Consider the following 23182-nt stretch of genomic DNA (forward strand, 5'->3'; position numbering starts at 1 on the left):
ATGATTGGCTCATTGCAAAGTCGGCCGGTTTCACTCGGCGGCGATCGCCTCGATCTCCAGCAGCCATTTGCTGTCGACGGTCTCGACAATCACGACCGTCAACGCGGGCTGGTGTTCGCCCAGCATCGCGCGACGAATGGAGCGGTTGGTCACGAGTTGAGCGCGGTCGGTCAGGAACGTGGTGACCTTGACCAGATGCGCGACGCCAAGGCCCGCGGCGGCGAGCACCTCGATCAAATTGCGCCAGGCCTGCTCGCACTGCGCCTCAAAACCGTCAGGGACGGTGCCGTCGGATCTCTGGGGCACCTGGCCGCTGATGAACAACAGGCGGCGATGCTGCGTCAGTTCAAGTCCCATGCAGTAGCCGCCGGCGGGAGCCTGGACCGTTGCGGGATTGTGGCTGACGATGTGAGCTGGGGACATAGGATTTCTCCGGATTGCAGGTCGACCGTATCCGGCGCCGTCACCGCTTCGCAAAGCATCATCGCTGCGGCTCAGCGCAAGAAAATCTATTGCAAGGCCACAGCCCATCAGTGTCAAAATGGAGACCGATGACCTACATCCTTCCCCCACTCAACGCGCTCCGCGCGTTCGAAGCCGCCGCCCGGCATCTCAGCTTCAAGCTGGCCGCGCACGAGCTACACGTGACGCCCGCCGCCGTGGGGCAGCAGGTGAAGGCGCTGGAGGCGCGCCTCGGCGTGCAGCTGTTCGAGCGGCTGCACAAGCAGCTCATCCTCACCGTCGCCGGTCAGGCCTATCTGCCCGGGGTCTCCGAAGGCTTTCGCCACATTGCGGATGCGACCTCACAATTGAGGCCGGCAGGTGCGGTGCTGCTGCAATTGGGCATCCATGGCAGCTTCGACCTCCGCCGCCTCGATCTCGCGGCGTTTCGCAGCACGCATGCGGAGATCGGCTTACGGGTGCTGCATCCGGCCGGCCTGCACGAATTGGTCGAAGGCAAGGTCGACCTGCTGATCGCTCGCGGCCTCGGCCACCATCCGGGCTATCGCTGCGACCGGGTCGATGAGGGATCGGGTCTGGGTGATTGGCTCGTTGCGCCTGAAGGCACCGCGGACTGCCCGGAGGTCGTCAGTTTTCGCGCGTGGCTGCGTGCCCTGCCCGTCGGGAAGGCGCTCGCAAATCCCCGCCCTCGTCTGGTCGGCGTCAGACGATAGGCTCAACCGACAATCGATAGCCTCGCCGCGACGCCATTTCACATGTCGTTGGCGGATATCGATAGCACCAGACATCATAGGTTCTGGAGAGCCGAAACCGTCGACCGCCTCCGTCGCGTCAGGTCGAAGCCGATTCCGTTCCACGCCTCGCGTGCCAACCAGATTTTCCCTCAACACGACTGCCGCCCATGCACTCCACAAGATAGTCCACGAATACTCGGACGCGAGCAGGCATGTTCGGCCCGCCGACGAAGACGGCGTGGAAGATCTCCTTGTCACCAGGATTGAACGGTTCGAGAAGCGGGACCAGGCGCCCCTCCGCGATCGCGTCCCCGAGACTGAAATTGCCGACACGGGCGATGCCGACGCCGTCGAGCGCCAGCTGGCCCAGTGTCTCGCCACTGTTCGCCTCGATGGCGCCTCGCACCTTCAGGGCGAAGTCGACTCCGTTCCGGCGGAACGGCCAAACCGGCTCGGCCCGGCGAAAACTGAAATTCAGGCAATTGTGGTTGTAGAGGTCTTCCGGCGTTTCGGGCACGCCCCAGCGCGCCAGGTAGTCCGGCGAGGCGACGATGGTTCGGCCGTTCTCGCTGAGGCGCCGCGCCGTGAGCGCGCTGTCAGTCAGCGGACCGCCGCGAACCGCCACATCCGCCTGCCCCGCAGCGACGTCAACGATCCCGTCGCCAAGATTGATGTCGACCACGATGTTCGGATAGCGGCGCACGAACTCGCCAAGCAGAGGCACGATGCAAAGACGCCCGTGGGAGACCGCAGCGCTGACCCGGATGCGGCCGCGCGGCGAACCCTGGTCGGAGATCGCCTGCTCGGCTTCGTCGAGATCGGCGAGAATGCGGCGGGCCGCGCTGAGATAGGCGCGGCCTTCCGCGGTCGGCGTCAACGCGCGCGTCGTCCGCAACAGCAAGCGTACGCCGAGCCGCTGCTCGACCCGGTCCAGAGTGCGGCTCACGGCCGACGGCGTCAGTCCAAACGCGCGGCCCGCAGCCGAGAAGCTGCCGCCGTCGATGACCGCGCAGAACACTTCCAGTTCCCGGGCACGGTCCGCGGTATCTGCTGCCACCTTTGCGCTCCAGTCAAAAATGCTTGGCCTTGGTAGTAGCTAATCCCAACGATCTTCCTCGTCTAGCTTTGCGTCTACGAAAAAGGCCAACACAGGAGATCGCCCATGAACGTCCCCGACCAGCTTCGCCGGTTTGCCCTCACCGGAGCCGCGCTCGCCATCCTGGCCGGCACCGCCGCCGCGTCAGCGGCCGACGGGCCCACGGATTTCCCGAATACCTTCCACACCGAAGAGGTCGCGACCAATGGCACGACCCTCCACGTCCGGGTCGGCGGGTCTGGACCGACGGTCGTGCTGCTGCATGGCTATGGCGAGACCGGAGACATGTGGGCGCCGCTCGCGACGAACCTTGCTCGCAATCACACGGTGATCGTGCCCGATCTGCGGGGCATGGGCCTTTCCGCCCGCGCCGAGGCCGGTTTCGAGAAGGTCAATCAGGCGGAAGACATCGTCGGCGTGATGAACACGCTGCAAGCGCCGCGCGCTGACATCGTGGCGCACGACATCGGCAACATGGTCGCGTTCGCTCTGGCCTCACGGCACGCCGGGCGAGTGACGAACCTGGTGCTGATGGATGCGCCGGTGCCGGGCGTCGGGCCGTGGGAAGAAATCCTGAAGAACCCGTTGCTGTGGCACTTCCGGTTCGGCGGGCCGGATATGGAGCGCCTGGTGGCCGGCCGCGAGCGGATCTATCTCGACCGGTTCTGGAACGAGTTCTCGGCCAATCCGGCCAATTTCCCGGAGGCGTCCCGAGCCCACTACGCGCAGCTTTACGCCGCGCCGGGGCGCATGCACGCCGGCTTCCGCCAGTTCGCCGCCTTCGATCAGGACGCGATCGACAACCGCGCCTGGCTCTCGGCGCACGGCAAGCTGCTCATGCCGGTTCTCGCGATCGGGGGCGGTGCATCCTTCGGCCCGGCAATGGCGGCGGTGATGCAGGCCGGCGCGGTCGACGTGCAGGAGCGGGTCATCGGAGGCTCCGGGCACTGGCTGATGGAGGAGCAACCCGCGGCTACGTCGGCCGCGATCGAGGCCTTCCTCAACGAACGGCCCGTCGCCGCGGAGAACGGGCACCTGGGTCAGACCGCTCTGACGCTGGAGCAGACGCAGGCAATTCCGCAGTCCGGCGCAGGCGTCGGCACCTCCGGAGTTGCTGCTATCCGTACCGTGCTGCTCTCGGGCGACCCCGCCAAGGCCGGCCCGTATGTGCTCGAAATTCACGTGCCGCCGAACACCGCGATCGCATCGCACACCCACCGCGACGACCGCTTCGCCACGGTGATCTCCGGCACCTGGTACTTCGGTTACGGCAGCAAGGTTTCCGACGCGCCGGTCAAGCCATTGACGGCAGGCGGCCTCTACACCGAGCCCGGCGGCGTTGCGCACTTCGCCTTCACACGGGCCGAGGGTGCGGTCGTCCGTCTGACCGGGATCGGCCCCAGCGACACGGCTTTCGTCCCCCCGCCCGCATCCCACTGACCTGCTCCAGAGCACTTCAAATCCAAAGGAAATTCCGATGACGTCCTTCCCCACCATCCGCGATCCCAAGACCGACCAGCTTTTGACCCCGCATAATGCGGCTTTGGTGATCATCGACTACCAACCGGTTCAGGTCAGCTCGATCCAATCGATGCCCAAGCGGACCCTCGTCGCCAACATCACCGCGGTGGCCAGGACCGCGAAGCTATTCGCCCTGCCGACGGTGATCGCTACCGTGAATGTCGCCACCGGTCGCAACCAACCCACCATCCACCAGATATCGGATGTTTTTCCGGATGTCGTGCCAATCGACCGGACCTCGATCAACGCGTGGGAGGACGCGGACTTCGTCGCCGCAGTCCGCAACACGGGCCGCAAGAAGCTGATCATGACGGCGCTCTGGACCGAGGTATGCCTCGTGCAGCCGGCGCTGGACGCGCTACAGGAGGGTTTCGAAGTCTATCCGGTGATCGACGCGGTGGGTGGCACCTCCCGCGAGGCGCACGACGCCGGCCTGCTGCGCCTGGTCCAAGCCGGTGCCCAGCCCACCAGCTGGGTGCAGCTGATCTGCGAACTGCAGCGGGACTGGAACCGCGCGGCAACAGTGACCGGCTTTTCGGAGATCCTGTTCGCGGTCGAAGGCCACTGATCATGATCATGGAGACCGTCGACGCTGCGATGATCGAGCGGACCAACGCATCGCAGAAGCCGCCGGTCATCTTCATCCATGGCCTGTGGTCGAAGCCCAGCTCGTGGGACCGATGGGCCGAAATGTTCGAGGCCGCCGGCTATGCTCCGTTGGCGCCCGGATGGCCGGCGGAGCTGGGCGGCGCCGCGGCACCGGAAACCATCGGCGAGGTGGCGGCGCATTTCGCCCGCATCGCCGGGGCGCTGGACCGCCGCCCGGCGCTGATCGGCCATTCGTTTGGCGGGCTGATCGCGCAGACCCTGGCCGGGCGCGGGCTTTCGGCTGCGACGGTGGCGATCGAACCGGCTCCGTTTCGCGGGATGCTGGAGCTGCCCGTCTGGACCGAGGCTCCCGTCGACGTCGAGGCCGCCGGGCGTGGACCGCTGCTGACGATCTCCGGCGAGCGCGACCACACCGTGCCGCCATCGGTCACCCGCGCCGCCTACGAACGGCAGAAGCGCAATAAGCACCCTGTTACCGAGTTCGTCCAACTTCCGCGACGCGACCGCTCGCTGCCCATAAACAGCGGCTGGCGGGAGGTGGCGCAGACGGCGCTGACATTCGTGAGACGCTTTCTGTGCCTTCCATAGCGTTCAGTCGCTCGTGTTTGAGGGCAGCTCAACTGCTGCTTCTGGCCACGCAGCGGATGGCTCACCAACTTTTCCGCTTCGGTCGCCGCACTCCTTCCTAAAAATGTTCGCCCTCGATCGACACCAACGCCGCCTGCCTCGCAATCTCATCCGCTCGCCAGCATCGCACCGCATGTCCGTCAGCACGCGTCTCCAGCCCCGGCCCGGGCTCGCGGCGACACGCCGCCTCCGCATACCGACATCGCGGACTGAACGCGCATCCGTTCGGCGGATTGAGCGGGTTGGGAAGGTCGCCGCCTGTCGTCGCCAGCGGCGCGTGGCGCAAGGGATCGGGGATGGCGGCGATCAGGGCCTGGGTATACGGGTGCGCGGGCCGCTCGAAGATCTCGCGCCAGTGGCCGTTCTCGACGATGCGGCCGAGATACATTACGGCGACCCTGTCGCTCATGTGTTCGACCACGCCGAGATCGTGGCTGATCATGATGTAGGAGAGACCGAGGGTCTCCTTCAATTCCAGCAGCAGATTGATGATCTGGGCGCGGATCGAGACGTCGAGCGCCGAGACCGGTTCGTCGCAGATGACGATTTTGGGATTGAGGATCAGCGCACGCGCAATGCCGATGCGCTGGCGCTGACCGCCCGAGAATTCATGCGGGTAGCGGTCGGCCTGCTCCGGCCGCAGCCCCACATGCCGCAGCATCTTCGCGACGCGGTCCTCGATCTCGCTCTTGGCCGTGACGCCATGCACACGCAGGGGATCTTCCAGCGTGCGGCGAACGGTCTGGCGTGGATTGAGCGAGGCGTAGGGATCCTGAAACACGATCTGCACGATGCGGGCCAGCGCCTTGCGATCGCCGGATGGCCTGTTCGTCACGACCTGTCCGTCCAGCACGATGCGGCCGCGCGTCGGCGTCAAGAGGCCAAGGATCGACAATGCGACCGTCGACTTGCCGGAGCCGGACTCGCCGACGAGGCCGAGGCATTCGCCGCGCTTCAGGGTGAGGTCGACGCCGTCGACGGCACGGAGCAGCCGACGGCCGCGCCCCAGCAGGCCGCCGCCGAGCGGAAAATGGACCGCGAGATCCCGAACGCTGAGAATGACATCGTCGTCCGGCCGTGTCTCACCCAACCCGTCTTGCGGCTCATGCATGGTGATGACACCTGACCAGACCGCCGGCCTCCAGCAAATCCGCGCCCGGCGCGGTGGTCCGGCAAATATCGGTCGCCTGCGCGCAACGCGGATTGAACCGGCAGCCGTCGGGGAAATTCGTGATGGCCGGGACCACCCCCGCGATCTCCGTCAGCCGGCTGCGGCCAAGCGCAGCGCGACTGCCGAGCCGCGGCAGCGAGGCAACCAGGCCTCGCGTATAGGGGTGCGAGGGTGCCCGGAAAATATCGGCGGAGCCGCGCTCCTCGACGATGCGGCCGGCATACATCACGGCCACGCGGCGACAGACATTGGCGACCAGCCCGAGATCGTGGCTGATCATCAGGATGGCGGTTCCCCGCTCGGCGCACAAATTCCGCATCAGCTCGATGATCTCTGCCTGCACGGTGACGTCGAGTGCCGTCGTCGGCTCGTCGGCGATCAGGAGATCCGGACCGCAGGCGAGCGCGATGGCGATCATCACGCGCTGGCGCATGCCGCCGGACAGCTGATGCGGATAGTCCTTCACGCGCCGCTCCGGCGCGGGAACGCGCACGCTCGCCAGCGCCTCGATCGCCAGTCTGTCGGCTTCCCGCCAGCTCTTGCCCTTGTGCAGCACGAACATCTCGGCGATCTGCCGGCCCACCGGCGAGACCGGGTTCAGCGCGGTCATCGGCTCCTGGAAGATCATGGCGATGCGATTGCCGCGCAGATCCCGTTGCCGAGCGGCTGAAAGGTGCTGGATCTCCCGCCCCTCAAACCGGATGACGCCGCCGCCGATCGACAGCGGCTGCCGCAACAGGCCGATCAAGGCAAGCGCCGTGATGCTCTTGCCGCAGCCGGATTCGCCGACCAGGCCGAAGGTCTCGCCGCGATCGATGCGGAACGAAATGCCCTCGGCCGCCGCAACGCGCCGCGACCCATCGTCGAGATCGATACGCAAATCCTCGACTTCGATCAGCGGCGTGCCGGTCATGTGCGCCGGCTCCGCGATTGAGGATCGAGAATGTCGCGCAGGCCGTCGCCGAGCAGATTGAGGCCGAGCACCGTCAGGAAGATCGCAAGCCCCGGAAACACCGAGAGCCACGGCGCCGTCGTGATCTGATCGCGGGCATCCGACAACATGCTGCCCCAGCTCGGAAACGGCGGGCGCACGCCGAGGCCGAGGAACGACAACGCGGCTTCCGACAAGACCGCGCTGCCCATGCCGAGCGTGCCGATGACGACGATCGGCCCCAGCATGTTCGGCAGCAGCTGGGTGATCATGATGCGCAGATCGCCGTAGCCGAGCACGGTCGCGGCCTGCACATAGCCCTGGCTCCTCAGCGACAGCGCCGAGGCCCGCGCGATCCGGCACGTGAAGGACCAGTTGGTCAAGCCGAGTGCGATCAGCAGGCTGGTCAGCCCGGGCCCCAGCACCGCCATGATGGCCAGCGCGAAGATCAGCGAGGGAATCGCGAGCATGAGATTGGTCAGGCCGTTGACGACATCGTCCCACCAGCCGCCCCAATAGCCGGCGCTCAGGCCCAGCGCGACGCCGATGACGCTGTTGATGAGCTGCGAGACGATGCCGACCGTCAGCGAGACGCGCGCGCCATAGACGACGCGGGAATAGATGTCGCGGCCCTGGTCGTCGGTGCCGAACCACCAGGTCCAGCTCGGAGGCTCTTCCGCGTTGAGCAGATTGGCGTCCAGGACAGGATCGGTATGCGCCAGCCAGGGCGCGAGCAGGCCGACCAGGATCGCAAGCGCGAACAGCGCCCCACCGATGATGAGATTGGCGCGGAGCTTCATGCGTATCTGATCCTGGGATCGATCACGCCGTAGAGCACGTCGATCAGCAGATTGATGGCGAGAAAGGACAGCACCACGACAAGAATGGAGCCCTGGACGGCCGGAATGTCGCGCTGCAGGACACTGTCGACCAGCAGCGAGCCGATGCCCGGCCAGGAATACAGTTTCTCGACCACGACCGCCTGCCCCATCAGCGCGCCGAACTGCAGGCCGACGGTGGTGAGAATGATGACGAGCGCGTTGCGCATCACATGCCACTTCACGACCCTTGTCTCGCTCATGCCCTTGGAGCGCGCGGTGCGGACGAAATCCGCGGTCATGATCTCGAGGACCGCGGCGCGTGTGGTCCGGGCGAACAGCGCCATCGGCGAGACGCCGAGCGTCACGGCCGGAAGGATCAGATATTTCAGTCCGCCATCGCCATAGCCGAAACTCGGCAGCCAGCCGAGCTTCAACGCAAACAAGTACATCAGCACCAGTCCGAGCCAGAATTTGGCGATCGAAAGTCCTGATACCGCCACGACCATGGCCAGCGTGTCGACGATGCCCCCCGGCTTCAGCGCGGCGATGAAGCCCAGGGGAACACCGATCACGACGGAAAACGCCATGGCGGTGAAGATGAGCTGGAGCGTCGGCCATATCCGTTTGGCGATCATGAACGTCACAGGCTCGCGCGTCCGGAACGAGGTTCCGAAATCGCCGGTCGCAAGCTTGGCGATGTAGGCGCCGAAGCGGACATAGACGGGATCGTCGAGCCCGAGCTGCTTCTTCATGCGCAGCTCGACCTGCGGATCGGCATCGTCACTCATGGACGAGACGATGCTGCCCGGAACGACGCTGAACAGCACGAACACCAGGGCCACCACGGCGAGCACGGTCGGAATGGTCTGCAGCAGGCGGCGGAACAGGAAGGAGAGCATCGGCAGTTTTCCTCTCTCCCTCCGCCGTTCATGGCGACGGAGGGAGCCCGAGAGCGCGTGTCACTTCGCGGGCGAGGTCTCGTCGACCCAGAGGTCTTCGACGTTCTGATGGGTGAGTTCCGTCGCGTTCAGCTGAATTCCCTTGAGCCACGGCTGCACCGCCATGACCGCCTTGTTGTAGTTGAAGAACCAGACCGGCGCCTCCTCGTAGAGGAGCGCGTTGGCCTTTTGCAGCAGCTGGGTACGCTTTGCAGCGTCATCGGACTGTCCGGCCTCGTCGATCAGCTTGTCGAACTCGGGATTCTTGAAGTTCATGTAGTTGCAGGCTGATTGCGGCGTCGCCGAGTGGAAGCATTTGAGGGCGGCCTGGGGATCTGGTCCGGTCGCCTGCGAGTAGATGAAGGCCTGGTAGTCGCCGCTGCGAACCACCTCCGCCAGCACCGCGGTCTCGACCTGCTTGACCTTGGCCTTGATGCCCACCCTGTCCAGCATCGGGATCACGGCCGAGACGATCGGCAGGCCCCAGCTCTCGTTCTGGCTGGTAGTCCATTCGAATTCGAAGCCCGAGGGATAGCCGGCGTCGGCGAGCAGCTGCTTGGCCTTGGCGGGATCGAAGGCGTAGGGCTTCATGGCCTTGTCGTAGAGCGGAGAGGTCAGCGGCAGCCAGCTGGTGGCGCGGTAGGCCTTGCCCTTGACCAGCTTGTTGATGATCAGATCTGTGTCGATCGCGTAGTTGATCGCTTGCCGGACCCGCTTGTCGGCGAACGGCTTGAACGCGGGATTCATCCCCATGTAACGGGTGAAGACCTCGGCGACCTCGACCACGGTGCCCTTGAGGTCGGCGTCGTTCTGGTAGGCGACATATTGCGCCGGTCCCAGCACCGAGGTGTCGATCTCCTTGTTGCGGAAGGCGACATCGCGTGCCGCGGCCTCGCCCATGACCGACACGATGATCTTGTCAGCGTAGGGCTTGCCGGGCTTGTAGAACCGGTCCCACCGCTCCAGGACGATGCGCGATCCCGGCACGTGCTCGACGAATTTGAAGGGCCCGAGACCGATCGGCTTCTGGAGAAAACTCTCCTTGGCGGCTTCGTCGGCGGGATAGATCGACGTGATCGCGTTCCAGAAGTAGAAGCCCGGATCGACTTTCTCGGTCAGCTTCATCTCGATGGTGAAGTCGTCGATCTTCTTCAGGCCGGAGATCTCCTTGGCCTGCCCCTTCTCGACCGCCGCCGCGCCCTCGATCACGCGGACATAGCGCGCGCCGGGATAGGCCTTGGTGCCATCCATGATGCGGTTGTAGGTCCAGATGACGTCGTCGGCCGTCATCTTGCGGCCGTTGTGGAAATAGGCGTCGTCGCGCAGCTTGAAGGTGTGAACGAGACCGCCGCCCGAGATCACATCTTCCTTGGCGAGCTCCAGAACCGGCTTGCCTTCCGCGGAATTCCAGATGTAGAGCGACCGGTGCAACGCCTTGGCGTAGATCTCGTCCTGGGCGCGCTGCGTGGTAAGAATGTCCAGGCTGGTGAAACTCGAGCCATAAGGCGCGGTCATGCGGATGGTTCCGCCCTTGCGCGGCGTCTGGGCCTCCGCCGAAGCCGCCAGTGCCAGCCCCAAACCAGCGACGATCGCCACTATCCTGAACATCATGGTCCCTCCGACAACGCAAGCCGTGCTCTGGTCCGAGAGTTGATCATCCGCGGCACGTCGAGCGCAAGCGCCTTGAAGGGGTTGACGTATGCGAGCGTCGCGCGCGGGCCCCGCCGATTTGCGAGGAAGCCCCGCTAGAACTCCGGCTGCCAGTCGCGCGATTGTCGCGCTGCGGCGGTGACATCCGCGATGGTCGGAAACGTCCCCGCCTCCAGCATCATCGTCCTTGCCAGCCGCACGGCGCGTGCTTCGCTGATTGCGCGCCGGCGCGGATCCACGATCAGCTCGAAGTCGATATTGTGGGCGAGACCGAAGATACGGCGGATGGTTTTTGCCGCGGCGAAGCCGACCGTGTCTGCGAACAGCCGCTGCATGTAGGCCTGCCGCTCGGCCTCCAGCCGCGCCGCGCCTGTCTCGCCGGCGAAGAGTGAGGCGGGATAGGCATCGCCTGCGGCGCCGGCGCGCCAGAGCTCGAGGAACTTGCGCGCGAACTCGGTCCAGACCTGCTCGACCGTCTCCAGCACCCAGGCCTCGAACGCACGCCGCTCGCCCGGCACGCGTTCGTGACCGGCGGAGGCAAAATAGGCCATCAGGAGGTTCGCCAGCACGGCACCGACATCGAAACCCATCGGGCCGTAGAATGCGAATTCCGGGTCGATCACCCGCGTCTCGCCGTCCGTGACCATGATCGAGCCGGTGTGAAGGTCGCCGTGGAGCAGCGCCTCGGGGCTCGCCATGAACTTCAGCTTCAGCCGGGAGATCGCGACATGCAGATCCATGTCGTCGCGCAGCTCTGCGGCGAGCGCATCGAGATAGGGCGAGGTCCAGCGGTTCTGCTCGGCGACGCGGTAGGGATCGGTGAAGATCAGATCCTCGGTGATCTTGCACAGTGCATGGTTGCCGGCGAAGGCGGCGATGCCTTGCTTCTTCTCGGCCGCCGACAGCGCAAGGTCGGAGGTGAAGAACAAGGTCCGCGCCATGAAGGTGGTGATGTCATCGACAAAGCGCGGGTACTGAGTCCCCGCAACCATCCCCTTGCGCATGATGATGTGGGGCTCGAGCAGCTCCATCACTGTCAGCGCCAAGGCCTCGTTGTGATGCAGCAGCGCCGGCACGAGGCCGGGCGCGAGCTCGGCCTGCCGCGACAAAGCGAGATATTCGTAATGAGCCCGGGACAGCGGCAGTGGCCAGCTTTCGCCGACGAGGCGGACATAGGGCAGCGCCTGCTTGACGGCGACGCCGCCGCGGCCGCCCTTGACGATGAAGACGAGATTGAGATTGCCGTCGCCGACTTCGGTGATCGACCAGGAGGCCGGCTCGCCACCGAGGGTCCCTGCGAGGTCCGGAACGCCTGCGAGATAATCCCGCAAGTCAGCCTCATGCAGAATCCGATAATCCCCTGCCCCGTCTCCGGTCATGACGATCCCATCCCATCTAGGGGCCGGATCGTTACTCCCGCTCCAGGAAGCTCGAGCCGATCTCGGCCTTTCTTTTGATCGGATCGTAATCACAATAGACGCCGTCCGCCACCAGCGTGTAGCTGGCGCTGACGGTGTATTTGTCTGTCTTGACCGAGTTCAGGCCGATCACCGCGGTGCTCTTGCCGCCGTTCCATTTGAACGGCGTCGAGCTCTTGGCCTGCTCGCAGGCGATCACGGCCTCGTTGAAGACGTAGCCCTCGACGAACGCCTTCAGGGTGCGCACCTGCACGGCCATCTTCCACTCGAAATAGCCGATGGCACCGAAGCCCGCGACGATCAGCACCAGAAGCGCGACGACGATCCTCTGAAAAGTCATTCGTCCCTCAACAAATACAACAGGAAATCTTAAAACGGCATGCCCATCAATTTCGACAGGCGTTCGATCGAGAGATAGCCGGCGTGATAAGCAACCATGGCGATCCCGTAGATGATCGCCGAGATGATGGTGGTCCAGATCAGCTTGCTCCTCATCCGCGTCAGGATCGGTGCGCCGGGGTCGCTGCCCGGCACTCCGACGCCGTCCTCGTGCTGGCTGCGCACGCCGAACGGCAGCGTCAGGAACAGCGCGATCCACCAGATGACGAAGTAGATCGCGATTCCCGTTGAGATCTGGATGGCCATGGCTTCGGCCTATGCCTGCTCGATTTCGACCAGCGCGCCGGAAAAGTCCTTCGGGTGCAGGAACAGCACCGGCTTGCCATGGGCGCCGATCTTCGGCACGCCGTCGCCGAGCACCCTTGCGCCCTCCTTCACCAGCGTGTCGCGCGAGGCGATGATGTCGACCACCTCGTAACAGACGTGGTGGATGCCGCCGTCGGCGTTGCGGTCGAGGAACTTTGCGATCGGCGAGGCCTCGCCGAGCGGCTCGATGAACTCGATCTTGGTGTTGGGCAGCGTCGCGAACACGGTGGTGACGCCATGCTCGGGCAGCGCGACGGCCTCCGAAATCTGGGCCCCGAATGCGGCGCCATAGATCCTGGCGGCCTTGACGGCGTCCTTGGTCGCGATCGCGACATGATTGAGCCGGCCCAGCATGTTTCTCTCCCGTTACACTGTCAGGACGTGTACCAGACAGGGGGGCTTTTTGCCCCAATGTTCGTTGATCACGGAGCGGACAGCGCGGCGCACCGACTCAGCCAGCGCATCCGCGTCGCGACGGCGCGCCTTCGGCAGACCTTCGATGGTGGAGACCACGGCGTCGAAGACGATGTCGTCGAAGGGCTCGCCCGCTTTGTTCTTCTCGGGGATGCCGATCAGATCGACCTCGGGATCGTCGACGAGTTCGCCTTGCTGCGTCATGGCGATGGCGACGAAGGCGCAGCCGGAGAACGCCATGCGGCGCCGCTCGACCACCGCACGGGACTTGGAATCCTCCAGAATCGTGCCGTCCTTGTAGAGACGGCCCGCAGGCACTTGCCCAATGATGCCGGGATCACCGGGGCCGAGCTTCACGAGATCGCCGTTGCGGCAGACCAGCACGCGCGGCACGCCGGCGGCACGCGCGAGCTTGGCGTGCTCGTTGAGGTGCAGGGCCTCGCCGTGGACCGGGATCAGGAGCTGCGGCCGGGTCCATGCGATCATGTCGCGCAATTCGTCGCGGCGGGGATGACCGGAGACATGGACCAGCTGGTCGCGGTCGGTGATGACCTCCACGCCCTGCAAGACCAGGCCATTGATGATCGCGCCGACCGCCTTCTCGTTGCCGGGAATGGTGCGCGAGGAGAAGATCACGCTGTCGCCGCGGTTGAGCGTGATCTCGGGATGGTCGTCATTGGCGATGCGCGCCAGCGCGGCTCGCGGCTCGCCCTGGCTGCCGGTGCAGAGCGCCAGCACCTTGTCCTGCGGCAGATGACCATAGACCTCGGCGGAGCGGAAACTCTGCACGCCATCGAGATAGCCGGTCTCGCGCGCGACCTGCACCACGCGTTCCATGGCGCGGCCGACCACGACGACCTCACGGTCGGCGGCCTTCGCAGCGATGGCAACGGCCTTGAGGCGCGCGACATTGGAGGCAAAGGTCGTGACCGCGACGCGGCCCTTGGCGGCCTTGACGAGCTCGGTGATCGATCTGGCAACCTCGGCTTCCGAGGGCGAGCGGCCGTCGCGCACGGCGTTGGTGGAATCGCCGATCAGGGCGAGCAGGCCCGCATCGCCGAGCTCCCGCAGCCGCTTTTCGTCGGTCGGGCGGCCGATGATCGGGGTCGGATCGATCTTCCAGTCGCCGGTGTGCAGCACCGTGCCGACTTCGGTGTGAATCGCCAACGCATGCGACTCCGGAATCGAATGTGCGACCGGGATGAACTCGACGTTGAACGGACCGATATCGACGCGTCCACCCGATGGCACCACCGTCACCGGGATCTTCGGCGCATTGCGCTCGGCGGCGCACTTGGCCTCGAACAGCGCGGCGCTGAACTGCGTCGCGTAGATCGGGCATTTCAGCTTCGGCCAGAGGTCGATGATGGCGCCGAAATGGTCCTCATGGGCGTGGGTCAGCACCAGGCCCATCAGGTTCTTGCGTTCCTTCTCCAGGAAGCTGACGTCGGGCATGATCAGGTCGATGCCCGGCAGATGCTCCTCGTCGCCGAAGGAGACGCCGAGATCGATCGCGAGCCAAGCGCGCTGCTGGCGGTTGCCGAGGCCGTAGATCGACAAATTCATGCCGATCTCGCCGACCCCGCCGAGCGGTGCAAATACCAGTTCTTCAGGCTTCGCCATCACGCAGCTCCCACGGAGGCGGCCGTGCCGAAGAACACCTCGCCCGCGGCCACCGGCACGCGCCGGCCCTCCGCAGTGCGGACGATCAGGCAGCCGGTGTCGTCGATCGTGTCAAAAATGCCTTCCAGCGTCATCACTCCCGTGTGGATCGCGACCCGCTCGCCGAGGCCGGCGGCGCGCTCCAGCCACAATTTGCGAATTTCGGCAAAGCCGCGACCATTGTCCCAGATACCGCGGAATTCCACCCAGGCGTCCGAGAGCGCCGAGAACAAGTCCTCCGCGCTGATCTGGACGCCGAGCGCGGCCAGTGACACCGCCGGCGTCGGCGTGCCCTCGGGCGCGGCGACGACGTTGGTGCCGATGCCGACGACGATGGCAAGGCGGTCGCCGATGGCTTCGGCCTCCAGGCCGATGCCGACCAGCTTCTTGCCGCTGGCCAGCACGTCGTTCGGCCATTTCAGGGTGTAGCGGGGACGGCCCTCGCCGAGACGCAGTGCAGCCTCCAGGCTGACCTTCTCCAGGGCGGCCTCCTCGGCCAGCCCGGCCGCAAAGCCGATCGTCGCGGCGACAGAAGGGGCGACGTCCAGCACTTCGAGGACGCTGGCTGCGAGGTTACCCTTCGGTGCGATCCAGGCGCGTTGGCGGCGGCCACGGCCGGCGGTCTGCTCCGACGTCACGAACCACATCGGGCCGCGTTCGCCGCCCCTCGCGTGCTCGATCGCCTCGGTATTGGTCGAGCCGGTCCGTTCGAAAGCTGCGAGCTTGTAGCCCGCCGACGCCGCACGAGGACCGAGCGCGAATGCCATCCTAGAACAGCGACTTGGCCGCGGCGGAGGCGACGCTCACCACCGGGCCCGCGAACAGGGCGAAGAGGATGTTGAACAGACCCGCAACCGCCAGCACCGTCTTGACTTCGACGCGCACCGGATCGACCTGCCCGGCCGGCTCGTCGAAATACATCGTCTTGACGATGCTGAGATAGTAGTAGGCGCCGACCACGCTGGTCAGCACGCCGATAACGGCGAGCGTGAACAAATTCGCCTTGATGGCGGCGACGAAGACGTACCATTTGGCAAAGAAGCCGGCCAGCGGCGGGATGCCGGCGAGCGAGAACAGCAGCATCGCGAACATGAAGGCGAGCAGCGGATTGGTCCGCGAGAGACCTGCGAAGTCGCTGATCTGCTCGACCGGCTGACCGTTGCGCTTCATTGCCAGGATGATGGCGAAGGACCCCAGCGTCATCGCGACATAGATCACGATGTACATCAGCACGCCCTGCGCGCCCTCGACCGTGCCTGCGGCGAGGCCGACCAGGGCAAAGCCCATATGGCCGATCGAGGAATAGGCCATCAGGCGCTTGATGTTGCTCTGGCCGATTGCGGCGAACGAGCCCAGCGCCATCGAGGCGATCGACACGAACACCAGGATCTGCTGCCACTGCGAGACGATGCCCGGGAATGCGGTCAGCGTAACGCGGGTGAAGACCGCGAGCGCGGCCACTTTCGGAGCCGAGGCGAAGAAGGCTGTCACGGGCGTCGGTGCGCCCTCGTAAACGTCAGGCGTCCACATGTGGAACGGCACGGCCGAGACCTTGAAGCAGAGGCCGGCCAGCAGGAACACGAGACCGAACACCAGGCCGACATTCGAGATCGTCGCGGCCGCGGCGATGCCTGTGAAGGCGACCGTGCCGGTGAAGCCATAGATCAGCGAGGAGCCGTAGAGCAGCATGCCCGACGACAGCGCGCCGAGCACGAAGTACTTCAGGCCGGCTTCGGTCGACTTGGCATTGTCGCGGTTGGAGGCCGCGACGACGTAGAGCGCCAGCGACATCAATTCGAGGCCGAGATAGAGCGAGATCAGATCGCCGGCCGAGATCAGCACCATCATGCCGAGCGTCGAGAGCAGCACCAGGATCGCGTATTCGAAGATGCGGCGCGACGGATCCGACAGGAACTCGGTCGACAGCACCAGCGTCACGGCCGAGCCGATCAGAGCCAGGATTTTCATGAAGCGGGCAAAATCATCGACGATGAAGCTACCGCCGAAGGTCACGTGCTTGCCCGCGGGCAGCATGTATTCGAGCACGCCGACCACGATCAGGAGCAGCACCGCAAGCGTCGTGACCGTCTTGGTGGTCTCCTGCCCGCGATAAGCGCCGAGCATCAGGAGTGCCATGGCTCCGACCGCGAGCACGAGCTCGGGCAGCACCGGCGCCAGTTGATAACCTGCAGTCTCAAAGCTCATGGCGATATCCTGACCTGCCCGCTCACTGGAGCAGTGCGGCGGCCTTCACGGCCGTCACAGCGGTGTTGTAATTGTTGACGAGTTGCTGGACCGAGGCCGCCGACATGTCGAGCACCGGCTTCGGATAGATGCCGAACAGGATCGTCAGCGCGATCAGCGGGAACAGCGTCAGGCCCTCCCGGAAGGTGAGATCCTTCATGCTCATCAGCGACGGCTTGACCAGCGCCCCGAACACCACCTTGCGGTAGAGCCACAGCGCGTAGCAGGCCGACAGGATCACGCCGAAGGTGGCGAAGAACGCGGTCGGGATCGAGACCTTGAAGGTACCGAGCAGCGTCATGAATTCGCCGACGAAGCCGGAGGTGCCGGGCAGACCGACATTGGCCATGGTGAAGACCATGAAGGTCAGCGCGTAGAGCGGCATCCGGTTGACGAGGCCGCCATAGGCCGCGATGTCGCGGGTGTGCATGCGGTCGTAGACGATGCCGACGCAGAGGAACAGCGCGCCGGAGACGATGCCGTGCGAGATCATCTGGAACACGCCGCCGGCGACGCCCTGCATGGTGCCGGCAAAGATACCCATGGTGACGAAGCCCATATGCGCCACCGAGGAGTACGCAATCAGCTTCTTCATGTCCTCCTGCATCAGCGCCACCAGCGAGGTGTAGATGATGGCAATGGCCGAGAGGGTGAACATCAATGGCGCGAAGTCATGCGAGGCCAGTGGGAACATCGGCAGCGAGAAACGCAGGAAGCCGTAGCCGCCCATCTTCAGCATAATCGCCGCCAGGACCACCGAGCCTGCGGTCGGCGCCTCGACGTGGGCGTCGGGGAGCCAGGTGTGCACCGGCCACATCGGCATCTTCACCGCGAACGAGGCGAAGAAAGCAAGCCACGCCCAGGTCTGCAGCGAGCGCGGCACGGCGGTGTGCATCAGGGTCGGGATATCGGTGGTGCCGCCGTTCCAGTACAGCGCCATGATGGCGAGCAGCATCAGGACCGAGCCGAGCAGCGTGTAGAGGAAGAACTTGAAGGACGCATAGACCCGGCGCGGACCGCCCCAGACGCCGATGATCAGGAACATCGGGATCAGGCCGCCTTCGAAGAACAGGTAGAACAGCACGAGATCGAGCGCCGAGAAGGTGCCGACCATCAGCGTTTCCAGGATCAGGAACGCCATCATGTATTCGCGGACGCGGTTGGTGATCGCCTTCCAGCTCGCGATGATGCAGAACGGCATGATGGCGGTGGTCAGGATCACCAGCGGCAGCGAGATGCCGTCCACGCCCATGTGGTAGGTGATGCCGGTGGCGAGCCAGTTCGCCTTCTCGACGAACTGGAAGTCGGCGTTCGACGCATCGAACCGCATGACCAGGATCACCGACACCGCGAAGGTGATCAGCGTGGTCCACAGCGCGATCCAGCGCGAGTTGCGCCGCGCCGCCTCGTCATCGCCGCGGCTGAGATAGACGATCAGCGCGCCGACCAGCGGCAGGAACGTCGTGACGGATAGAATTGGCCAGGTCGTCATTTACTGGCCTCCAAAGCCGAACATGAACCAGGTGATCAGGCCGGCGGCACCGATCAGCATGGCGAACGCGTAGTGGTAGAGATAACCGGTCTGGATCTTCACGACATTGCGGGTGACATCCAGCACCCGGGCCGAGACGCCGTCGGGACCGAGCCCGTCGATGATGAAGCCGTCGCCCTTCTTCCAGAGCTGGTAGCCAATCCACTTCGCCGGACGGACGAAGATGATGTCGTAGAGCTCGTCGAAGTACCATTTGTTGAGCAGGAACTTGTACAGCATCGGCTGCGTGTTCGCGAGCTCGACCGGCAGATAGGGCCGGCGGATGTAGAACAGGTACGACACCAGGAAGCCCAGCACCATCATCACCGTCGGCAGGAAGGCGATGGTCTCGGGGATGTGGTGCATCTCCTCGATGATGTGCGGGTTCATCTTCACGGATTCGCGGAAGAACTCCTCGATGCCGTGACCGGCGAACAGCTCCTTGAACGGGAAGCCGGCCAGGATGGAGCCGACCGCGAGCACACCGATCGGAATCAGCATCCAGATCGGCGCTTCATGCGCAGCCTCGTAGTGATGCTCGTCATGCGGCTCGCCGTGGAAGGTCTTGAAGATCAGGCGCCACGAGTAGAACGAGGTCAGGCCGGCCGCGATGACCGTCATCAGGAAGCCGTACATCGCGAATGGATTATGCGAGGCGTAGGCGGACTCGATGATCGCGTCCTTGGAGAAATAGCCGGCGGTCAGCGGGAAGCCGGTGAGCGCGAGTGTGCCGACCACCATCACCGCGTAAGTGTAGGGGATCTTGCGCCACAGGCCGCCCATGTTGCGGATGTCCTGCTCGTGGTGCATCGCGTAAATCACCGAGCCGGAGCCCAAGAACAACAGCGCCTTGAAGAAGGCGTGCGTGAACAAATGGAACATGCCGACCGAATAGGCCCCTGCTCCCATCGCCACGAACATGTAACCGAGCTGCGAACAGGTCGAGTAAGCGACGATGCGCTTGATGTCGTTCTGGACGAGGCCGATGGTCGCCGCGAAGAACGCCGTGGTGGCGCCGAAGAACATCACGACGGCCTGCGCGTTCGGCGCGAGCTCGAATAGCGGCGACAGGCGCGCCACCATGAAGACGCCGGCGGTGACCATGGTCGCGGCGTGGATCAGCGCCGACACCGGGGTCGGGCCTTCCATCGCGTCCGGCAACCAGGTGTGCAGCAGGAACTGCGCCGATTTGCCCATCGCGCCCATGAACAGCAGCAGGCAGGTCAGGGTCAGTGCGTCGGCGTGCCAGCCGAGGAAGTCGATGGTCTTGCCGGTCAGGCCGGGCGCAGCATGGAAGATGGTCTCGAAATCGGTCGAGCCGGCCAGCAGGAAGATCGCGAAAATGCCGAGCGCAAAACCAAAGTCGCCGACGCGGTTGACCACGAAGGCCTTGATGGCGGCAGCGTTCGCCGACGGCTTCTGGTACCAGAAACCGATCAAGAGGTAGCTCGCCAGACCCACGCCTTCCCAGCCGAAGAACAGCTGCACGAGATTGTCCGCGGTCACCAGCATCAGCATGGCGAAGGTGAACAGCGAGAGATAGCCGAAGAAGCGCGGCCGGTTCGGGTCCTCGTCCATGTAGCCGATGGAATAGAGGTGCACGAGCGAGGACACGGTGGTCACCACCACCAGCATCACGGCGGTGAGCGTGTCGACCCGCAGCGTCCAGTAGACCTGGAGATCGCCGGAGAGGATCCACGGCAGCAGCGGAATGCGCATGTCATGGTGCATGAAGCCGACATCGACCAGCGTCATCCAGGACAGCGCCGCCGACACGAACAGCAATGCCGTGGTGATCAGCTCGGCGCCGCGCGAGCCCGCCGCGGGCGGCTCGGAGACGTGGTGGTCGTCGTGGCCGTCGCCGGGCTCGTGATGTGTCTCGTGGATGACCGACGCATCCTCATTGATCGTGTCGGACGCATGGGCGTGTGCGCCATGGCCGTGATCATCGTGATGCTCCACCGTGTCGCCCGAGGGGTTGCGGGCATGCGCGCCGAAAAGCGCGATCAAGCCGGCCAGAATGGCGCCCAGCAGAGGCAGGAAGACGATTGCCTGGACCATGATTTAATCTTTCCGCATGATCTGGTCGGAAAACCGGTATCCACTTTTCCGGATCATGCGATCAGCCCTTCATCAGATTGACGTCCTCAACCGCGATCGAGCCGCGGTTGCGGAAATAGACCACCAGGATGGCGAGACCGATCGCGGCTTCAGCGGCCGCGACGGTGAGCACCAGGAGCGCGAACACCTGCCCGACGATGTCGCCGAGGAAGGTCGAGAACGCCACGAGGTTGACGTTGACCGCGAGCAGGATCAGCTCGATCGACATCAGGATGACGATGATGTTCTTGCGATTCAGGAAGATGCCGAGGATCCCGAGCGTGAACAGGATCGCGCCGACCGCAAGATAGTGTCCGAGCCCGATCGTCATTTCACCCACTCCGCCGCGTCAGAATCCTGGAGCCCCTGCCCCGGCGTCACCTTGCGTATCGCCATCGCTATTTCGGGCGTGCGCGCGTTCTGAACGTTGATGTCCTGCCGCTTGACGCTCGCCTTGTGCCGCAGCGTCAGCACGATGGCGCCGATCATCGCGACCAGCAGCACCATGCCCGAGAGCTGGAAGTAGTGGATGTACTTGGTATAGAGCACCAGGCCCAGCGCCTCGGTATTGGAGACGTTGGTCGGGATCGCCGCCGTGATCGTCTTGGCGACGCCGGGGTTGATGACCCAGAAGCCGACCGTGAGCAGCAGCTCGAACAGGAAGATGCCGCCGATCACGAGGCCGACCGGGAGGTACTCGATAAAGCCTTCGCGCAGCTCGAGGAAGTCGACGTCGAGCATCATGATCACGAACAGGAACAGCACCGCAACCGCGCCGACATAGACGACGATCAGGATCATCGCGAGGAATTCGGCGCCCATCAGCACGAACAGGCCGGAGGCGTTGACGAAGGCCAGGATCAGGTACAGCACGGAGTGCACGGGATTGCGCGAGACAATCACCATCACCGCCGAGGCGACGCAGACGCCGGCGAACAGATAGAAGAACAGCGCGGGAAGGATCATGCTCTCATCTCACCGGTACGGCGCGTCGAGTTCGATCGCTTTCGCGATCTCGCGTTCCCAGCGGTCGCCATTGGCGAGCAGCTTGGCCTTGTCATAGAACAGTTCCTCGCGGGTCTCGGTCGCGAACTCGAAGTTCGGACCTTCGACGATGGCATCGACCGGACAGGCTTCCTGGCAGAGGCCGCAATAGATGCACTTCACCATGTCGATGTCGTAGCGCACGGTGCGGCGGGTGCCGTCGTTGCGGCGCGGGCCGGCCTCGATGGTGATGGCCTGGGCCGGGCAAACCGCTTCGCACAGCTTGCAGGCGATGCAGCGCTCTTCACCGTTCGGATAGCGCCGCAGCGCATGCTCGCCGCGGAAGCGTGGCGAGATCGGCCCCTTCTCGAAGGGATAGTTCAGCGTCGGCTTCGGCTGGAAGAAATAGCGCATGGCGAGGAAGAACGCCGAGACGAATTCCGACAGCAGAAGCGAGCGTGCAGTGGCGTTGATGTTGATACCCATGACGGCCCTCACTTCGGCGCGATGCCGGCAAAGTGCAGCACACCTGCCACGACGATCACCATCGCCAGCGACAGCGGCAGGAAGACTTTCCAGCCGAGGCGCATCAGTTGATCGTAGCGGTAGCGCGGCACGATCGCCTTGGCCATCGCGAACAGGAAGAACATGAAGAACAGCTTTAGCGAGAACCAGATGATGCCCGGCACCCAGTTGAAGGGCGGCAGGTCCACCGGCGGCAGCCAGCCTCCGAGGAACAGGATCGTCGCCATCGCACACATCGTGGCAATCGCGACATACTCGCCGAGCATGAACAGAAGATACGGCGTCGAGCCGTACTCGACCATGAAGCCGGCGACGAGCTCGGATTCCGCTTCGACGAGGTCGAACGGCGGACGGTTGGTTTCAGCCAGCGCCGAGACGTAGAAGATCACGAACATCGGGAACAGCGGCCAGACGTACCAGTTCAGGATGGTGAGCTGCGGCAGCCCGATCAGGCTGGCGAGGCCGCGGACATGCTGCGCCTCGACCACGGCCGAGAGGTTCAGCGTGCCGGCGCAGAGCAGCACCGTGATGATGACGAAGCCGATCGAGACCTCGTAGGAGACCATCTGCGCCGCCGAGCGCAGCGCCGCGAGGAAGGGATATTTCGAGTTCGACGACCAGCCGGCCATGATGATGCCGTAGATCGACAGCGACGAGATCGCGAAGATGAAGAGAACGCCGACATTGATGTCGGAGATCACCCAGCCGAGATTGGTCGGGATCACCGCCCAGGCCGCGAGCGCGAGCACGCATGAGACCAAGGGGGCAAGGAGAAACACGCCCTTGTTGGCGCCGGACGGGATGATCGGCTCCTTCAGCACGAACTTCAGGAGGTCGGCGAAGGATTGCAGCAGGCCCCAGGGACCGACCACGTTCGGGCCGCGGCGGATCTGCACCGCCGCCCAAATCTTGCGGTCGGCGAGCAGGATGTAGGCGATCGCCACCAGCAGGACGACCAGCACCAGGACGCTCTCCGCGATCATGATGATCAGCGGCCAGAGGAACCCGGTCCAGAATGCGCTTTCGAAGAATTCCATCG

23 protein-coding genes and 1 pseudogene are annotated in these 23182 nt (G+C 64.6%); 4 read left to right on the forward strand and 20 right to left on the reverse strand.

Annotated elements, in window-relative coordinates; translation table 11 throughout:
- Positions 1-30: 30 nt before the first annotated feature.
- On the reverse strand, positions 31-423 hold the full coding sequence (locus tag ABIB90_RS18275) for a RidA family protein (protein ID WP_354164141.1): 393 nt from the start codon (positions 421-423) through the stop codon (positions 31-33).
- Between the two features lie 128 nt (positions 424-551).
- Between ABIB90_RS18275 and ABIB90_RS18280 the strand changes: the two genes are divergently transcribed.
- Entirely contained in the window at positions 552-1175 is a 624-nt protein-coding gene (locus ABIB90_RS18280; RefSeq protein WP_354164139.1) for a LysR family transcriptional regulator, read from the forward strand.
- Positions 1176-1293: 118 nt separating this feature from the next.
- On the opposite strand, the gene ABIB90_RS18285 is transcribed toward ABIB90_RS18280, so the two are convergent.
- Entirely contained in the window at positions 1294-2253 is a 960-nt protein-coding gene (locus ABIB90_RS18285; RefSeq protein WP_354164137.1) for a LysR family transcriptional regulator, read from the reverse strand.
- A 105-nt stretch (positions 2254-2358) separates the two neighbouring features.
- Here ABIB90_RS18285 and ABIB90_RS18290 point away from each other — a divergent pair.
- From ABIB90_RS18290 to ABIB90_RS18300, 3 genes and pseudogenes are all read left to right on the forward strand, one after another.
- Positions 2359-3297 (forward strand): annotated as a pseudogene (locus ABIB90_RS18290) (alpha/beta fold hydrolase); the annotation flags it as partial.
- Positions 3298-3769: 472 nt separating this feature from the next.
- The gene (locus ABIB90_RS18295) at positions 3770-4381 is read left to right on the forward strand and encodes a hydrolase (protein WP_354164133.1); all 612 of its coding nucleotides are present in this window, start codon (positions 3770-3772) and stop codon (positions 4379-4381) included.
- Positions 4382-4383: 2 nt separating this feature from the next.
- A complete protein-coding gene (locus ABIB90_RS18300) occupies positions 4384-5010 on the forward strand; it encodes an alpha/beta hydrolase (RefSeq protein WP_354164131.1) in 627 nt (208 codons plus the stop codon).
- Between the two features lie 97 nt (positions 5011-5107).
- On the opposite strand, the gene ABIB90_RS18305 is transcribed toward ABIB90_RS18300, so the two are convergent.
- From ABIB90_RS18305 to nuoH, 18 genes are all read right to left on the reverse strand, one after another.
- Positions 5108-6160 carry an ABC transporter ATP-binding protein gene (locus ABIB90_RS18305; RefSeq protein WP_354164129.1) on the reverse strand — a complete coding sequence of 351 codons (1053 nt, stop codon included), beginning with the start codon at positions 6158-6160 and terminating at the stop codon, positions 5108-5110.
- Positions 6153-7133, reverse strand: coding sequence for an ABC transporter ATP-binding protein (locus ABIB90_RS18310; RefSeq protein WP_354164127.1), 981 nt, complete (start codon positions 7131-7133; stop codon positions 6153-6155). The genes ABIB90_RS18305 and ABIB90_RS18310 overlap by 8 nt, the downstream gene beginning before the upstream one ends.
- Positions 7130-7951: an ABC transporter permease gene (locus ABIB90_RS18315; protein ID WP_007603580.1), complete on the reverse strand. Its 822-nt coding sequence runs from the start codon at positions 7949-7951 to the stop codon at positions 7130-7132. Before ABIB90_RS18315 ends, ABIB90_RS18310 begins: the two co-directional genes overlap by 4 nt.
- Positions 7948-8871, reverse strand: coding sequence for an ABC transporter permease (locus ABIB90_RS18320; RefSeq protein WP_085384783.1), 924 nt, complete (start codon positions 8869-8871; stop codon positions 7948-7950). Before ABIB90_RS18320 ends, ABIB90_RS18315 begins: the two co-directional genes overlap by 4 nt.
- 60 nt (positions 8872-8931) lie before the next feature.
- Positions 8932-10521, reverse strand: coding sequence for an ABC transporter substrate-binding protein (locus tag ABIB90_RS18325; RefSeq protein WP_354164124.1), 1590 nt, complete (start codon positions 10519-10521; stop codon positions 8932-8934).
- 134 nt (positions 10522-10655) lie between these two features.
- A complete protein-coding gene (gene mtnK, locus ABIB90_RS18330) occupies positions 10656-11939 on the reverse strand; it encodes an S-methyl-5-thioribose kinase (RefSeq protein WP_354164122.1) in 1284 nt (427 codons plus the stop codon).
- A gap of 31 nt (positions 11940-11970) precedes the next feature.
- A complete protein-coding gene (locus ABIB90_RS18335) occupies positions 11971-12318 on the reverse strand; it encodes a hypothetical protein (protein WP_354164120.1) in 348 nt (115 codons plus the stop codon).
- 29 nt (positions 12319-12347) lie between these two features.
- A complete protein-coding gene (locus tag ABIB90_RS18340) occupies positions 12348-12623 on the reverse strand; it encodes a DUF1467 family protein (protein WP_354164118.1) in 276 nt (91 codons plus the stop codon).
- Positions 12624-12632: 9 nt separating this feature from the next.
- Entirely contained in the window at positions 12633-13037 is a 405-nt protein-coding gene (mce, locus tag ABIB90_RS18345) for a methylmalonyl-CoA epimerase (protein WP_106944962.1), read from the reverse strand.
- Between the two features lie 12 nt (positions 13038-13049).
- A complete protein-coding gene (locus ABIB90_RS18350; RefSeq protein WP_354164115.1) occupies positions 13050-14720 on the reverse strand; it encodes a ribonuclease J in 1671 nt (556 codons plus the stop codon).
- A complete protein-coding gene (locus tag ABIB90_RS18355) occupies positions 14720-15526 on the reverse strand; it encodes a biotin--[acetyl-CoA-carboxylase] ligase (protein ID WP_354164113.1) in 807 nt (268 codons plus the stop codon). The genes ABIB90_RS18350 and ABIB90_RS18355 overlap by 1 nt, the downstream gene beginning before the upstream one ends.
- A gap of 1 nt (position 15527) precedes the next feature.
- Positions 15528-16964 carry an NADH-quinone oxidoreductase subunit NuoN gene (nuoN, locus tag ABIB90_RS18360; RefSeq protein ID WP_007603562.1) on the reverse strand — a complete coding sequence of 479 codons (1437 nt, stop codon included), beginning with the start codon at positions 16962-16964 and terminating at the stop codon, positions 15528-15530.
- Between the two features lie 22 nt (positions 16965-16986).
- The gene (locus ABIB90_RS18365) at positions 16987-18495 is read right to left on the reverse strand and encodes an NADH-quinone oxidoreductase subunit M (RefSeq protein WP_354164111.1); all 1509 of its coding nucleotides are present in this window, start codon (positions 18493-18495) and stop codon (positions 16987-16989) included.
- The gene (nuoL, locus tag ABIB90_RS18370) at positions 18496-20595 is read right to left on the reverse strand and encodes an NADH-quinone oxidoreductase subunit L (RefSeq protein WP_007603560.1); all 2100 of its coding nucleotides are present in this window, start codon (positions 20593-20595) and stop codon (positions 18496-18498) included.
- Between the two features lie 61 nt (positions 20596-20656).
- Positions 20657-20965 (reverse strand): NADH-quinone oxidoreductase subunit NuoK, encoded by a 309-nt coding sequence (gene nuoK / locus ABIB90_RS18375; RefSeq protein WP_007603558.1) that lies wholly within the window; start codon positions 20963-20965, stop codon positions 20657-20659.
- On the reverse strand, positions 20962-21600 hold the full coding sequence (locus ABIB90_RS18380; protein ID WP_007603557.1) for an NADH-quinone oxidoreductase subunit J: 639 nt from the start codon (positions 21598-21600) through the stop codon (positions 20962-20964). The genes nuoK and ABIB90_RS18380 overlap by 4 nt, the downstream gene beginning before the upstream one ends.
- A 9-nt stretch (positions 21601-21609) precedes the next feature.
- Positions 21610-22098: an NADH-quinone oxidoreductase subunit NuoI gene (gene nuoI / locus ABIB90_RS18385; RefSeq protein WP_026232873.1), complete on the reverse strand. Its 489-nt coding sequence runs from the start codon at positions 22096-22098 to the stop codon at positions 21610-21612.
- Positions 22099-22112: 14 nt separating this feature from the next.
- Positions 22113-23180 (reverse strand): NADH-quinone oxidoreductase subunit NuoH, encoded by a 1068-nt coding sequence (gene nuoH / locus ABIB90_RS18390; protein WP_007603555.1) that lies wholly within the window; start codon positions 23178-23180, stop codon positions 22113-22115.
- Between the last annotated feature and the right edge of the window lie 2 nt (positions 23181-23182).

The organism is Bradyrhizobium sp. JR4.1, from assembly GCF_040548605.1.
GTDB classification, from domain to species: domain Bacteria; phylum Pseudomonadota; class Alphaproteobacteria; order Rhizobiales; family Xanthobacteraceae; genus Bradyrhizobium; species Bradyrhizobium canariense.